Origin of the sequence: Trabulsiella odontotermitis, from assembly GCF_001188485.1 — a bacterium.
In the GTDB taxonomy this organism is placed as follows: domain Bacteria; phylum Pseudomonadota; class Gammaproteobacteria; order Enterobacterales; family Enterobacteriaceae; genus Trabulsiella; species Trabulsiella odontotermitis_A.
Genome location: NZ_JNGH01000083.1, coordinates 111,560 through 125,231, shown reverse-complemented (window position 1 = coordinate 125,231; position 13,672 = coordinate 111,560). Strand labels below are relative to the sequence as shown.

Genomic DNA, 13,672 nt, shown 5'->3' with positions numbered 1-13,672 from the left:
CTTACGTCAGTGGTTTATCAGCGCAAGTTCCGTCAGGGCTCGCTGCAAATTGTGTAATGATGTTGGGGCGCGGGGCGCCCCCTTTTTTAGCAGGAACGCATTATGAATACCCTTCCTCACTGGTGGCAAAACGGCGTCATCTACCAGATTTACCCGAAGAGCTTTCAGGACACAACCGGCAGCGGCACCGGCGATTTGCGCGGCGTCACCGCCCGTCTCGACTATCTGCAAACGCTCGGCGTTGACGCCATCTGGCTGACGCCGTTCTACGTCTCGCCGCAGGTGGATAACGGTTACGATGTGGCGAACTACACCGCTATCGACCCCACCTACGGCACGCTGGACGACTTTGACGAACTGGTGGCGCAGGCAAAATCGCGCAACATTCGCATCGTGCTCGACATGGTGTTTAACCACACCTCCACACAGCACCCGTGGTTTCGCGAATCGCTGAACCCGGACAGTCCTTACCGCGAGTTCTATATCTGGCGCGATGAGCCCAACAACTGGCGGTCGAAATTTGGTGGCAACGCCTGGCAATGGCACCCGGAGAGCAAACAGTATTTTCTGCATCTGTTTGCGCCGGAACAGGCGGATCTCAACTGGGAAAACCCGGCGGTTCGTGCGGAGCTGAAAAAGGTGTGCGAATTCTGGGCCGACCGCGGCGTGGATGGTCTGCGACTCGACGTCGTTAACCTTATCTCCAAAGACCAGGCGTTCCCGGACGATGACTGTGGCGACGGTCGCCGTTTCTACACCGACGGCCCGCGCGCGCATGAGTTTTTGCAGGAGCTGAGCCGCGACGTTTTCACGCCGGGTTACCTGATGACCGTGGGCGAAATGTCCTCCACGACGCTTGAACATTGCCAGCAGTATGCGGCCCTTGACGGGCGCGAGCTGTCGATGACCTTCAACTTTCACCATCTGAAGGTCGATTACCCTGACGGCGAAAAATGGACGCTGGCGAAACCGGATTACGTGGCCCTGAAAGCGCTGTTCCGCCACTGGCAGCAGGGCATGCACAACGTCGCCTGGAACGCGCTTTTCTGGTGTAACCACGACCAACCGCGCATCGTTTCGCGCTTTGGCGACGAAGGCGCGCTGCGCGACACCTCGGCAAAAATGCTGGCGATGGTGCTGCATGGCATGCAGGGCACACCGTACATTTATCAGGGGGAAGAGATCGGCATGACCAATCCGCATTTCCGCCAGATAACCGATTACCGCGACGTGGAAAGCCACAACATGTACGCCGAACTGGGCGCGCAGGGGCGTAGCGGTGACGAACTGCTGGCGATCCTCGCCAGTAAATCCCGCGACAATGGCCGTACGCCGATGCAGTGGAGCGCGCAGCCACATGGCGGCTTCACCACCGGTGAGCCGTGGATAGATCTTTGCGATAACTATCGTGAGATCAACGTCGATGCCGCGCTGCGCGATCCGGATTCAGTGTTTTACACCTATCGAAAACTGATCGCCCTGCGCAAGCGCGAACCGGTGCTGACCTGGGGCGATTACGAGGATCTGCTGCCGGATCACCCGTCGCTGTGGTGTTATCGCCGTCAGTGGCAGGGGCAGACGCTACTGGTCGTCGCTAATCTGAGCAATCGCATGGAGGCATGGTCGCCGCCGGAAACCGCTGGCGCATGGCAAACCGTCATCAGCAACTATGCCGAAACCGCGCGAAAGCCTGGCGACATGACGCTTCGTCCCTATGAAGCGATCTGGTGGCTGCAATAATCCTGATCCAGGCAAGGTAGAAACGCCATTGTGTTTCTTCCTTGCCGATTGCCGTTAAGTGACGTGAGTCCGTGTTTTTGTTGAATTTTTACTCAGAAAATTCATATGCATATTTACATTCCCCGCTGATGCCCGCCAGCCGCGCCGCGCGCTTTTTACTTTGTTCTGAATCAATAAAACTGCAAACTTGTTTGATGCAAATCACTATATATAGAATTTAGAATGCACTCCGACCCAACATATAGTATTTATCGTCTATTATGTCATCAGATCCCATCGGGTTATGGCGGTGATGGGGTGTGGATAAAACGGGTCATGGCTGAAGGAAGTGCCTGGTTGCACTATGAATAACGCCTTTAGCCATCGTTCCGCCTCTTGTGGATAACCTGTTCTTATATATGGAGTGATCATGACACCGCATGTGATGAAACGAGATGGCTGTAAAGTGCCTTTCAAATCAGAACGCATTCAGGAAGCTATTCTGCGTGCGGCAAAAGCAGCGGGAGTCGATGACGCAGATTACTGCGCCACCGTCGCAGCAGTAGTTAGCCAACAAATGCAGGGCCGCGCCCAGGTCGATATCAGTGAAATCCAGACCGCCGTCGAAAACCAGCTGATGTCCGGCCCGCACAAGCAACTGGCGCGCGCGTATATTGAATACCGACACGATCGCGACATCCAGCGTGAGAAGCGCGGTCGTCTGAATCAGGAAATCCGTGGGCTGGTCGAGCAGACCAACTCCGCGCTGCTGAACGAAAACGCCAACAAAGACAGTAAAGTGATCCCGACGCAGCGCGATCTGCTGGCCGGTATTGTCGCCAAACACTATGCCCGTCAGCACCTGCTGCCGCGCGACGTGGTGCAGGCGCACGAGCGTGGTGACATTCACTACCACGATCTCGACTATTCCCCTTTCTTCCCGATGTTCAACTGTATGCTGATCGATCTGAAAGGCATGCTGACGCAGGGCTTTAAAATGGGGAACGCGGAAATCGAACCGCCTAAATCGATCNGGGGGGGGAGCCATATTTATGGCGGCACTACCATTAACCGTATTGATGAAGTGTTGGCGCCATTCGTTGCCGCCAGTTTCAAAAAGCATCGCAAGGTCGCCGAAGAGTGGCAGATCCCCGATGCCGACGGCTACGCTCACGCGCGTACTGAGAAAGAGTGCTACGACGCGTTCCAGTCGCTGGAATATGAAGTCAACACGCTGCACACCGCCAACGGCCAGACGCCGTTCGTCACCTTTGGATTTGGTCTTGGCACCAGCTGGGAATCACGCATGATCCAGCAGTCGATTCTGCGTAACCGCATTGCCGGTCTCGGTAAAAACCGTAAAACGGCAGTGTTCCCGAAACTGGTGTTTGCGATCCGTGACGGCCTGAATCACAAGTTTGGCGATCCGAATTACGATATCAAGCAGCTGGCGCTGGAATGTGCCAGCAAGCGCATGTACCCGGATATTCTCAACTATGACCAGGTGGTGAAAGTCACCGGCTCGTTCAAAACCCCGATGGGCTGCCGCAGTTTCCTCGGCGTGTATGAAGATGAGAATGGCGAACAGGTTCATGATGGCCGTAACAACCTCGGCGTGATCAGCCTAAACCTGCCGCGTATCGCGCTGGAAGCGAAAGGCAACGAAGCCACGTTCTGGAAACTGCTCGACGATCGTCTGCAACTGGCGCGTAAAGCGCTGATGACGCGTATCGCCCGCCTCGAAGGGGTGAAAGCTCGCGTGGCACCGATTCTGTATATGGAAGGCGCCTGCGGCGTGCGTCTGAAAGCGGACGACGATATTTCCGGCATCTTCAAAAACGGTCGTGCGTCGATTTCGCTGGGCTATATCGGTATCCATGAAACCATTAATGCGCTGTCTGGCAATCAGCATATTTACGACAGCGAAGCCCTGCGTGAAAAAGGCGTGGCCATTGTTCAGCGTCTGCGCGACGCGGTAAACCAGTGGAAGGACGAGACCGGCTACGGCTTCAGTCTCTACAGCACGCCGAGCGAAAACCTGTGCGACCGCTTCTGCCGCCTGGACACCGCCGAATTTGGCATTGTCGAAGGCGTGACGGACAAAGGCTACTACACCAACAGCTTCCACCTCGACGTGGAGAAAAAGGTGAACCCGTACGACAAGATCGACTTTGAAGCGCCGTATCCGCCACTGGCGAGCGGGGGTTTCATTTGCTACGGCGAATACCCGAACATCCAGCACAACCTGAAAGCGCTGGAAGACGTCTGGGATTACAGCTATCAGCACGTGCCGTACTACGGCACCAACACGCCGATTGATGAGTGCTACGAGTGCGGTTTTACCGGTGAATTCGAGTGTACCAGCAAGGGCTTTACCTGCCCGAAATGCGGCAACCACGACGCCTCTCGCGTGTCGGTCACCCGCCGCGTTTGCGGTTACCTCGGCAGCCCGGATGCCCGCCCGTTCAACGCCGGCAAACAGGAAGAGGTGAAACGCCGCGTTAAGCATTTAGGTAACGGGCAGATCGGGTAATGCATTACCACCAATACTATCCCGTCGACATCGTGAACGGGCCTGGTACGCGATGCACCCTGTTTGTTTCAGGGTGTGTCCATGAATGCCCCGGGTGCTACAACAAAAGCACCTGGCGGCTGAACTCCGGGCACCCGTTTACCCAGGAGATGGAAGACAAGATCATCAACGACCTGAACGACACCCGCATCCATCGCCAGGGCGTGTCGCTGTCCGGCGGCGATCCGCTGCACCCACAGAACGTGCCGGACATTCTGAAACTGGTTCAGCGCGTGCGCGCCGAATGCCCGGGCAAAGACATCTGGGTATGGACCGGTTATAAGCTGGACGAACTGACCGACGCGCAAATGGCGGTGGTCAACCTGATCAACGTATTAGTTGACGGTAAATTCGTGCAGGACTTAAAAGACCCGGCGCTGATCTGGCGCGGCAGCAGTAACCAGGTCGTACATCACCTGCGGTAGTTTTTTAATCCAGCCGTTTATCCGCACTTGCGTAGACGGCTGATTTTTCTCGTTTGCCCACCGCAATTACCATCACCACCACAATCTCTTCCCTGACCTGATAAACCAGTCTGTATCCTGCTGTTTTTAATTTTATTTTGTAGCAGTCCGGAAAATCATGCAGCCTGGCCGATTCCACACGCGGATTCTCTAGTACCCCGGCCAGTTTCTTTTTGAATTGAGAGCGGACAGTGCTGCCAAGCTTCAGCCATTCTTTCATCGCTCGGGGATCGAATTCCAGTTCATAGCTCATCCAGCCTGACCTTAATGCCCTGTTGTGGATTTGCCAGCCGTTCACGCACAGTCCGCAGCAACGCATCCTCGGTATCGCTGACGGTCACTGTTTTCACTGGCATGCGTCCGTTTTCCGCGAGGTACTGAAACAGCAAGCGAACGGCTTCTGTTGGGGTGAGATTGAGTTTATCCAGCACGGCGTATGCCTCTTCCTTAAGTTTGTCATCAAGTCTGACGTTAAGCGTGGCCATTATGCCTCCAGAAAAAAGAAAATGTAATGCATTATAGCATTACATCTGCATTACATTCATTTCTGGAAAGAGGCTCGCAGAACTTAGCCCTATCTCAGAACCGGCTGACGCACTCCATGGCCACCGCTTTAAATTCGTCAAAGCTTTGACAGGCCGAGAGTCGTTGCATGGCGCGCTCGCGCAGGAAGGTGACGAAAATGTCGTAAATCGCCATCGCCTCTTCATATTCGCTTTTGCTGATCGCCAGCAGGAAAATGGCGTGCGCGGTTTCGTCTCCCCAGCGGATGCCCTGCGGTGCCAGTACGGTGTAGACCACCGTTTTCTTCGCCAGCAGACCCAGGGCGTGCGGTAGCGCAATACCTTCGCCGAGCATGGTGCTGACGATCGCCTCACGCTCGACCACCGAGGCAAGAAATTCGGCGTCGACAAAGCCCTCTGCACACAGGCTGTCGCACAACTCGCGGAACAGCGTTTGCTGATCCATCGGCGTGTTGATCACCCGGAAATGGGCGGCATCGAAGAACTTTTCCAGCATCCACGGGCGCGTTCTGTCCACCAGCACCAGCTTGCCGATCTGCTCAAGCTGATAATCGGTCGGGAACGGCGCAATCGTCACCACCGGTTTATCTTTTTCGCTGATGCGAACGGTAGAGATCACAAAATCTTCGGCGATACTGTCGCGATCTTCATAGTCACGCAGGGAAAGGGTGTCGGTGATTTCAATCTGCGGGTATTTGCGCAGCAGCACGGCTTCTATCATGCGAACCATCGCGTTGCTGGCGTCGCAAACCAGCAGCACGCGCGGCTGGCGCTGGTAACCAATATTGTAGTGACGCTCAAGCCCGACGCCGATGTGTAGCACCAGGAAACCGATCTCGTTTTCGCTGATCACGTACGGCGTGTATTTTCCCCAACTGGAGACCGCCGCCAGCGTCATGTCCCACGCCATCGGGTAGTGCTGTTTGATGTTGTCGAGCAGCGGGTTGGGGATCATGATCTGATAACGCACCCGGGTGATCATTGTTTTGATATGGGTGAGTAGATCCGCATGCAGCTGCGCGTCGTTCAACAGGTTGTAGTTATATTGCGTGTTGATATAACGAAGAATGTAGTTCACCAGCGCTTCGTCATCGTCAGCGCTGATGGTTTCCGGATCGACGTCTTGCACCTGCCGGGCGGCGATGTGTACGCACAGCCACTCCTCTTCCGCTGGCGACAGCGCTTTTCCTGCCAGTAGCTGTAGGGATGCGGCAATATCCTGCGCCGCGTCACGCACGTTCTGCGCGACATCTTCCGCGCTGAATTCCGACAGCGGGTAGCCCTCGCTGATACGACGAACTGCCACCGCGCAGTAAATACGCACAAAGCACTCGCCTTCTGCCGTCAGGCGTACATGATGACGCGTGAACGCCTCCTGCAATACCGCTTCCAGCCGCTCCGGGACACCGGCATTAAGCGCCTCTTCGGTGATTAGCGGGTTGGTGCTGTCGGCCTGCGCCAGCTCCCACAGCAGATCCGTCAGGCAAGCGCGAACAGAGACTTCGCTGCCAAACAGCTTCATGCCATGGCGCGGACGGGTTTCCAGCGTTAACTGGTAGCGCTGAAAACGCTCGCGCACGTCGACCATGTCGCCCTGCAGCGTGGCGCGGCTGACAAACCATTCATCCGCTAAATCTTCCAGCTTGAGGGAAAAGGCCGAGGTGAGAAAGCGTACGGATAAGTAATTCACCCGCTCATGGGCGGTGCGTGGGATGCGTAGCGCTTTCGGCGATGAAGCTTCCAGCGTCTGGTAACGTGAAGGGTCATCAATCTTAAGCTGATAACCACTGCCGCGCGTCAGAACAAACTGCGCGCCATAGTGCAGCAGCAGTGAATTCAGCGCGGTAATATCTGCGCGAACGGTACGGGTGGAAACCGACAGTCGCTGCGCCAGTTCGTCCTGCGGCAGCGTTTCGTTTTGCAGCAAATCAAACAGTTGCGCTAAACGTTGGTTGGGGAATCGCACGTCAGTTTCCTCTCTGATTGACGGGCGCATCGCACGCCCGTCTTACCACTTAGGGTTTTGATGATATGACCATTTGCGATGGGCTGCCCACCGCCGTGTAGTCCTCTGCAAAGGTTAACTTGCCATCGTTCGGCGACACGCTGAAGCGGGTGATATTGTCGCTGCGCTGGTTCATCACATACAGCCAGCGGCCTTGTGCGTCGAGCGTCAGCGTGCGCGGGTAGTCGCCGCGCGTCCAGATATCCTGCTGGTGTGTCAGCGTACCGTCGGCCGTTACAGTAAAGTGACCAATGCTGTTATGCAAACGGTTGGCAACATACAGCTGTTTTCCGTCCTGGCTTAACACCAGACCGGCCGCAAAACTGGTGCCTTTGTAGCCGTCCGGCAACGCCGAAACGGTTTTACCTTCGCGCAGGGTGCCGGTGGCGGTATCCAGATGATAGTAAGTCAGCGTCGAAGCCTCTTCGTTAATCAGCCACAGGCCATCGCCTTTCGGCGTAAAGACGAAGTGGCGTGGGCCTGCGCCGTTAGACGATGCCGCTACAAACGGCGGATTGTTCGGCGTCAGTTTGCCGCTCGCTGCGTCAAAGCGATACTGATAGACGCGATCCAGCCCCAGATCGGTTGAAAAAACATATTTCCCGCTGGGATCGGCGGCGATCATGTGGGCATGTGCACCGTTATGGTCGCTAATCGCAAAACTGCCTTCCACGGCGCCTTCCGGTTTTGCCGCACCGGCCGGGCCGTCGTCCTGATGGGTGTCGCTCGCCTCACCTAAGCTGCCATCGGCTTTCACCGGCAGCACGGCAATCGAACCGCTGACGTAGTTCGCCACCAGAAGATGTTTACCGTCCGGCGTTAGCGAGAGATAAACCGGTCCGGCACCACCGGACGCGGCCTGATTCAGCTCGCTCAATTCGCCTTTTTCATTTATACGCCAGGCCTGCACGACACCTTTTTCTACTTCACTGGCGGCGTACAACGTTTTGCCATCCGCAGACACGGTGAGCTGGGCGGCGTTAGGCAACGTGCTGACCAGCGTTTTATTGCTGAGAACGCCCGTTTGCGGATCGACAGAAAAACGGTACAGCCCTTCACCGTTCGGATTGTAGGTACCCACCCAGGCGAACTGCGTCTGCGCCGTGGCGGCGGTGGCAAGCAAAGAGAGTGAAGCAACAAGCAGATGACGTGCAGTAAGCATAGTAACTCCTTGATGAATCGACAGAGATTATTTTCCCTTCACTCCAGCCCTCTCCTGTCCGGCGAGGGCGAAGGGGCAGGTTACTTAACCCGTTGTTTGGTCATCGCCAGCAGCTGGCGTACATCGTCAGGGCGGGTATCACCACTGGCTTTATCAATGATGGAACTATAGATATGCGGAATGATTTTGCTAACGCCCGCGTCGAGGGCGATTTGCAGGATCTCACCGAAATTTTCCAGATCGATGCCCCCGGTCGGTTCCAGCCAGAAATCATGACGGGCGCAGGCTTCCGCTACCGCTTTGTATTCGTCACGGCACTTCAGGCCACCCATCGGGAAATATTTCACCGAGCTACCGCCCATGTCTTTCAGCAGCGCAATGGCGGTATCAACCGGCACGATGCCGTCCGCCGTGGTGCTGCTCAGCGGGCCGGTGGAGATTTTCACCCTGCCCGGCGTACCGGTCGGGGAAATCAGACCGTTCACCACGGTGTCGTTCTGCCCCAGCAGCGCACGGCTGGTCGCCACACCGGTGAATACCTGGTTAACGTGCTGCGGCTGTACCTGACGCGAAATTTCACTGACCATTGCCGACTGGTTCGGATCGCCCGCCCCCAGGCCAACGGACAGCGCGTTATCGATAAGTGCAGCATAGTCACGCATATCCGCCACCGCAGTCGCGACGTCCGGGTAATTTTTGGAGAGCACACCGACCAGCACGTGGCCTTCTGCCGCTTCATAAATCGCGCTGGCGTTGGCTTTGCTACCTGCCAGCACGTTCAGGCAAACACGGTCACGATAGAAATTCGGGGTCAGTTTCATGCTTTTTTCTCCTTGTTCAGAACTTCGCTAATGCGGCGAGCAACAATCTCCAGCTGATCGGCGTTAACGCTACGCACATCAGCTTCGATGATCCCTTCGTTCGCTTTGTATCCACGGAAATAGATGGCGTACTGCCCCTGCTTGAGGGCGTTAACCAGCTCGCCGGTCGCCACTTTGGTCACGGCTTCATCAAATTTGATTTCGGTACGGGCGATGTCGCGTCCGGCGCTGTCCCAGACCACGCGGGCGGTGACGCCATTCAGCGTGTTGAGCTGGTTGATGAACGGCGTCATCTTCGCCACCATCTCATCGCCGCTCTCTTTGCGGGCAGTGAGGTAATGTTCGATGGCGCAGGTCAGGCCGAGAATGCCCTCTTTACCCACTTTCATCGCCCGGCCAATGCCCGCCGTCTGACGCTTCACCCACTCGACATACTGCGTTTTGCCGATCACCAGACCGCTGGTCGGCCCTTCGATGGCTTTCGCCCCGCTGTAGATCACCAGATCGGCGCCCATGCGGTAGTAGCACTGCAGATCTTCTTCCGCCGCCGCGTCGACAATCAGCGGCAGATTATGCTTGCGCGCCACCACCACGGCCTGCTCAACGCTGAGCATGCTTTTCTGTACGCAGTGGTGAGATTTGATATACAGAATGGCCGCGGTGCGTGGAGTGATGGCGGCCGAGAGCTGATCGGCAGAACATTCGTTGGCATAGCCCGCTTCCACCAGCTTGCCGCCGCCGAGCGCGACCATGGTGCCGACCGGCGCGCCAAAGTTAACGTTGTGGCCTTTCGGCAACACGATGTCGTTATTTTCAATCGGCGTGACGTGGAGGTTTTCCAGCAGCCAGTCGCTGTCTTTCACCAGCACCGCCGCCACCGACTGCGCGATCCCCGCGGAGGCACAGGAGACGACGGTCGCCCCTTCCACTTCCAGCAGGTTCGCAATGTATTCCCCGGTTTTGTTGACCAGATCTTTCATTTCAAAGTAGTGGTTCATGCCGCTCATGACAGCCTCAACCACGTCCGGACGCGGCGTGGAGACACCCAGCGCCGTCATGCGGCCGGACGTATTAATCACTTGTTTTAAATTATATTTTTCAAAAATCGAAGGCATGTTCCGCGCTCCCTTGTTCGGTCATATAGCCCTTGCCCGCGCGAATGGCGGCCAGCGGCACCAGAATATTGTCAGCCTGCAGGCTGTCGTTTTCGGCATCCACCATCACGGTGGGTTCGTGCTTCAGCGTGAAGAGGGTCAGGTCAGCGTCAAAGCCTGTTGCCAGACGGCCTTTCTGCGTTAAACGCAGCCCGTCTGCGGCGTGGTCGGTCACGCAGGCAATCACCTGCGGCAACGACAGGCCAATAGCGAGGAATTTCGACATCACGCTCGCCAGCGATCGCACCGGGCCGTCGATGCGATTGCGGCAGTAAATATCAGAGCTAATAGTGTGCGGCAGAATGCCCATGCTGATGGCACGACGCGCCACCTCAAAGCTGAAGCTGGCCGTGCCGTGGCCCACGTCGAGGCGCACGCCGCGCTGAATGGCGCGCGTAATGGACGCACGCAGCTCGCCCGCAGGCGTCAGGATGCGGTTTGGTTTACCGTTATAGCAGTGAGTGATGATATCGCCGGACGTCAGCAGATCTGCGATGTCATCAAGATTCGGAGGATTGTTGCCAATATGCACCATCAGCGGCAGATCGCCGTTCTCTTTCTGGATGCTTTTCGCCCGCTCCAGCGGCGTAATACCATTTTCACCGACCACGCTGCTGCTCATGCGCGCCTTCAGCCCGACGATAAAATCAGGGTGGCGTTTCACCGCGTCGCGAACCGCACCGGCATCGATATTCGCCATGTTCGACAGTTCGTTCTGGGCAATCAGCCCGACGCGGGAGATATTCAGCAGTGCATAAACGTCGGTGCTGGCCTGGCGGGTCAGCTGATAAAAGTCGTCAATGTCGTCTGCACCGGTACTGCCAGCGTCGATGACCGTGGTGACGCCCGTCGCGATGCCGACGCTGTCAGGTTCATCATGGTAAATCGGGGATTTTGGATAGCAGTGGACGTGGGAATCAATCCAGCCTGCGCTGACATAAACCTCGCTGTGAAGCTCAACGATTTTTTTCGCGGGCGCGGTGATGTCGCCCAGCGCTGCGATTTTGCCGTCCAGAATGGCGATATCGGTCAGGGTATCGTCGACGAGGCGCGCGCGGCGCAGGAGTAAATCAAACATACCTTATCTCCTGTGAAGGCGGGCGCCGAAGCGCCCGTAAAACATTAGCTGATGGCGATGGGGAAAATCGAGCCGAGGATCATGGCACCCAGGATGGCGCCCCCGGTGATCGGTTTCTGCCAGAGGTAGAACAGCAGCGCGCCAATCAGCGATCCCACGCCAATCGGAATGGAGGCGGTCATCGCGCTGAGGATGATCAACGGCCCCAGGAAGCGGCCTGACGCGTTACCGGCACCCATCATGACGTCTGCACCGTAGGTGGAGTCACTCTGGTTGATGGTGAACTTACGCGCCAGAATAATGATGTAGCCAATCGCCAGACCAATCACCAGGCCGGTAATCAGCGAGGCAATAAAGTTGGTCACCGGGAACATGATCCCCGCGCCCAGCAACAAGGCCGGGACGCCAAGGCCAACACCGGTCTGGATCGCACCGCCAATATCCAGGATCCCCACCAGAGAGCCTTCGATGATGCGCGCAAACAGGAAGCTCGCGCCAAATGCGGCGACCGCACCGTAGACGCCGGTATCAATACCCGCTTTCAGCATGGCCACGAAGGCCACTTCGTTAAACGCGCCGATACCGTACAGGTAGTACATGTGCGTCCCGGCGAACACGCCGGAGGAGAGCAGGCCAACAAAGATCGGGAATGACCAGTCGGCATACCAAAAACCTTTTTTCTCTTCCATTTCAGGCTCCTGTTATTTACCGCTGAGAGAGTTATGGATCACATCCAGCCAGTTCGGGACGGTCAGATGGAAAGATTCGATCATCTTCATGTCGAAGCCGCGGAAGAAGCCGCTCAGGACGAACAGTGCGACAATCGCCACCATCATCACTTTGGTCACACGGTGCCAGCCGCTTTCTTCAACGCCCTTACCGATGAGGATACCCAGTACCAGACCCGGCACGGCGTTGCCCATGATCAGCTGCGCTGCGCCGCCGAAAACAGTGGCCCAGAAGCCCGATTTCTTGCCCGCGTCAATCGCCGCCAGCCAGAAGATCACCGGCATCACGGTGTTAACCAGCAGGTTTGCTGCCGGAACGAGAACTTTGACCGCCGTAACCTGTAGCGCTTCCGGTACGGACGAGGCGGTCAGGTTAAGGAAGGTCACTACGATCATGCCGATCACGCCACAGGCGATCGCCATTTTCTTCGGATCATGCAGCGTTTCACCGACGTTACGGTTTTTCAGCATCAGTGCCGCCGCACCCCAGTTAGGAATAATGCGGTGGTCGACGTCCTGTGTGAAAGAACCTGCCGCAACAGAGGAGGCCCACGCGTTGAAGAAAAAGCCTAACCCAAAGGAGAAGTGAGACGCCGGGTCCCCTTCGCAAGAGTTCAGTTCCCCCAACGTACGAAACGCGCCCATCCCCTGTGTGGTGGGCGCATGAAACATGCGTGCAGCCCCAGCACCCACGCCGACGCCAACGAGGGCACCGATGATGAGTGATTTTATTAAAATTATCAGGAACATTAGTCTGCCCTTTTAGTAAGAATCAGCGTTGCGTGACAAAATCTACCCTGTCGAGGTTGATGGCGGTCACGTTGACGGTGACATCCAGCTCCACGCTGTACGACCGTCTTTCCCGGCGCAAAAAGAAGAACAAGAATGCTTCCTTACGCACCGCTTCACGCGCATGAACAACTTGCACATCCTGTGGCTCAATACGCAGTAAAATGTGCGGTGAACTTTTCATCACCGCTGCTTGCACATGGTTAAGCGCATCGGAAAAAGCACGTGCTTTTGAATCGCCTTTGCCCTTAACCTTCACCGTCGTGGTGAATTGCTCTTTCATAGTTACGCGCCGTATTTCTTTTTCCAGGCTTCCACCAGGCGTTCGCCCAGCTCTTCTTTGTCCATAAAGCCAAAGCCCAGAACGTTGCAGCCTTCATTGATGGCCGTTACGCCCTCGTCCACAGAACGCATGCCGTATTTCGCTTTGTAGCCATACTTGTTTTGCGCCGTAATCGCGCCCGCGCCGCCGCTACCGCAGAAAGAGATGCCGAAGGTGGCGTTTTCCGCTTTCATCACGTCGCCAAGTTTCATGTCCGCTGCCACGCCCGGAACAACCACGGCACGGCCACCGGCTTTCTCAACGCCTGCTGCCACTTTCTGTCCTTTGCCAAGGCGATCGCCAATCACAACGGTAATCTGTTCCATTTTTTGCT

Annotated in this window: 14 protein-coding genes; 3 read left to right on the top strand and 11 right to left on the bottom strand. The window is 56.4% G+C overall.

Going from position 1 to position 13,672, the window contains the following annotated elements; all coding sequences use genetic code 11:
- The first annotated feature begins 102 nt into the window (after nt 1-102).
- The 3 genes from treC (at nt 103) to nrdG (ending at nt 4,716) form a co-directional block, all read left to right on the top strand.
- Nucleotides 103-1,740, top strand: a complete 1,638-nt coding sequence (gene treC, locus GM30_RS11020; RefSeq protein ID WP_049848658.1) for an alpha,alpha-phosphotrehalase — start codon at nt 103-105, stop codon at nt 1,738-1,740.
- Between the two features lie 409 nt (nt 1,741-2,149).
- Nucleotides 2,150-4,252 carry an anaerobic ribonucleoside-triphosphate reductase gene (gene nrdD, locus GM30_RS11015; RefSeq protein WP_049848657.1) on the top strand — a complete coding sequence of 701 codons (2,103 nt, stop codon included), beginning with the start codon at nt 2,150-2,152 and terminating at the stop codon, nt 4,250-4,252.
- Nucleotides 4,252-4,716 (top strand): anaerobic ribonucleoside-triphosphate reductase-activating protein, encoded by a 465-nt coding sequence (nrdG, locus tag GM30_RS11010; RefSeq protein WP_049848656.1) that lies wholly within the window; start codon nt 4,252-4,254, stop codon nt 4,714-4,716. The genes nrdD and nrdG overlap by 1 nt, the downstream gene beginning before the upstream one ends.
- 4 nt (nt 4,717-4,720) lie before the next feature.
- Here nrdG and GM30_RS11005 read toward each other — a convergent pair whose 3' ends face one another.
- From GM30_RS11005 to GM30_RS10955, 11 genes are all read right to left on the bottom strand, one after another.
- Nucleotides 4,721-5,008 (bottom strand): type II toxin-antitoxin system RelE family toxin, encoded by a 288-nt coding sequence (locus GM30_RS11005; protein WP_049848655.1) that lies wholly within the window; start codon nt 5,006-5,008, stop codon nt 4,721-4,723.
- Complete coding sequence (locus tag GM30_RS11000; protein ID WP_049848654.1) at nt 4,998-5,240, bottom strand: type II toxin-antitoxin system RelB/DinJ family antitoxin; 243 nt, start codon at nt 5,238-5,240, stop codon at nt 4,998-5,000. Before GM30_RS11000 ends, GM30_RS11005 begins: the two co-directional genes overlap by 11 nt.
- Before the next feature lie 94 nt (nt 5,241-5,334).
- Nucleotides 5,335-7,245, bottom strand: coding sequence for a BglG family transcription antiterminator (locus GM30_RS10995; RefSeq protein WP_049848653.1), 1,911 nt, complete (start codon nt 7,243-7,245; stop codon nt 5,335-5,337).
- A gap of 49 nt (nt 7,246-7,294) precedes the next feature.
- Nucleotides 7,295-8,446 carry a lactonase family protein gene (locus GM30_RS10990; protein WP_049848652.1) on the bottom strand — a complete coding sequence of 384 codons (1,152 nt, stop codon included), beginning with the start codon at nt 8,444-8,446 and terminating at the stop codon, nt 7,295-7,297.
- Nucleotides 8,447-8,526: 80 nt separating this feature from the next.
- Nucleotides 8,527-9,267, bottom strand: a complete 741-nt coding sequence (gene dagF, locus GM30_RS10985) for a 2-dehydro-3-deoxy-phosphogluconate aldolase (protein WP_049848651.1) — start codon at nt 9,265-9,267, stop codon at nt 8,527-8,529.
- Entirely contained in the window at nt 9,264-10,382 is a 1,119-nt protein-coding gene (locus GM30_RS10980; RefSeq protein WP_049848650.1) for a DgaE family pyridoxal phosphate-dependent ammonia lyase, read from the bottom strand. The genes dagF and GM30_RS10980 overlap by 4 nt, the downstream gene beginning before the upstream one ends.
- A complete protein-coding gene (locus GM30_RS10975) occupies nt 10,366-11,499 on the bottom strand; it encodes an amidohydrolase/deacetylase family metallohydrolase (protein ID WP_049848649.1) in 1,134 nt (377 codons plus the stop codon). The genes GM30_RS10980 and GM30_RS10975 overlap by 17 nt, the downstream gene beginning before the upstream one ends.
- Before the next feature lie 44 nt (nt 11,500-11,543).
- Nucleotides 11,544-12,188: a DUF4310 family protein gene (locus tag GM30_RS10970; protein ID WP_049848648.1), complete on the bottom strand. Its 645-nt coding sequence runs from the start codon at nt 12,186-12,188 to the stop codon at nt 11,544-11,546.
- A gap of 12 nt (nt 12,189-12,200) precedes the next feature.
- Nucleotides 12,201-12,977 (bottom strand): DUF4311 domain-containing protein, encoded by a 777-nt coding sequence (locus GM30_RS10965; protein ID WP_049848647.1) that lies wholly within the window; start codon nt 12,975-12,977, stop codon nt 12,201-12,203.
- A gap of 22 nt (nt 12,978-12,999) precedes the next feature.
- Complete coding sequence (locus GM30_RS10960; protein WP_049848646.1) at nt 13,000-13,299, bottom strand: DUF4312 family protein; 300 nt, start codon at nt 13,297-13,299, stop codon at nt 13,000-13,002.
- Nucleotides 13,300-13,301: 2 nt separating this feature from the next.
- The gene (locus GM30_RS10955) at nt 13,302-13,664 is read right to left on the bottom strand and encodes an SFCGS family glycine-rich protein (protein WP_038156178.1); all 363 of its coding nucleotides are present in this window, start codon (nt 13,662-13,664) and stop codon (nt 13,302-13,304) included.
- Between the last annotated feature and the right edge of the window lie 8 nt (nt 13,665-13,672).

Bases quoted from the DNA above. Each gene is read 5' to 3' on its own strand.
- dagF (WP_049848651.1), bottom strand. From the start codon at position 9,267: ATGAAACTGACCCCGAATTTCTATCGTGACCGTGTTTGCCTGAACGTG.
- GM30_RS11005 (WP_049848655.1), bottom strand. From the start codon at position 5,008: ATGAGCTATGAACTGGAATTCGATCCCCGAGCGATGAAAGAATGGCTG.
- GM30_RS11000 (WP_049848654.1), bottom strand. From the start codon at position 5,240: ATGGCCACGCTTAACGTCAGACTTGATGACAAACTTAAGGAAGAGGCA.
- GM30_RS10955 (WP_038156178.1), bottom strand. From the start codon at position 13,664: ATGGAACAGATTACCGTTGTGATTGGCGATCGCCTTGGCAAAGGACAG.
- GM30_RS10980 (WP_049848650.1), bottom strand. From the start codon at position 10,382: ATGCCTTCGATTTTTGAAAAATATAATTTAAAACAAGTGATTAATACG.
- GM30_RS10975 (WP_049848649.1), bottom strand. From the start codon at position 11,499: ATGTTTGATTTACTCCTGCGCCGCGCGCGCCTCGTCGACGATACCCTG.
- GM30_RS10960 (WP_049848646.1), bottom strand. From the start codon at position 13,299: ATGAAAGAGCAATTCACCACGACGGTGAAGGTTAAGGGCAAAGGCGAT.
- GM30_RS10965 (WP_049848647.1), bottom strand. From the start codon at position 12,977: ATGTTCCTGATAATTTTAATAAAATCACTCATCATCGGTGCCCTCGTT.
- nrdG (WP_049848656.1), top strand. From the start codon at position 4,252: ATGCATTACCACCAATACTATCCCGTCGACATCGTGAACGGGCCTGGT.
- GM30_RS10970 (WP_049848648.1), bottom strand. From the start codon at position 12,188: ATGGAAGAGAAAAAAGGTTTTTGGTATGCCGACTGGTCATTCCCGATC.
- GM30_RS10990 (WP_049848652.1), bottom strand. From the start codon at position 8,446: ATGCTTACTGCACGTCATCTGCTTGTTGCTTCACTCTCTTTGCTTGCC.
- treC (WP_049848658.1), top strand. From the start codon at position 103: ATGAATACCCTTCCTCACTGGTGGCAAAACGGCGTCATCTACCAGATT.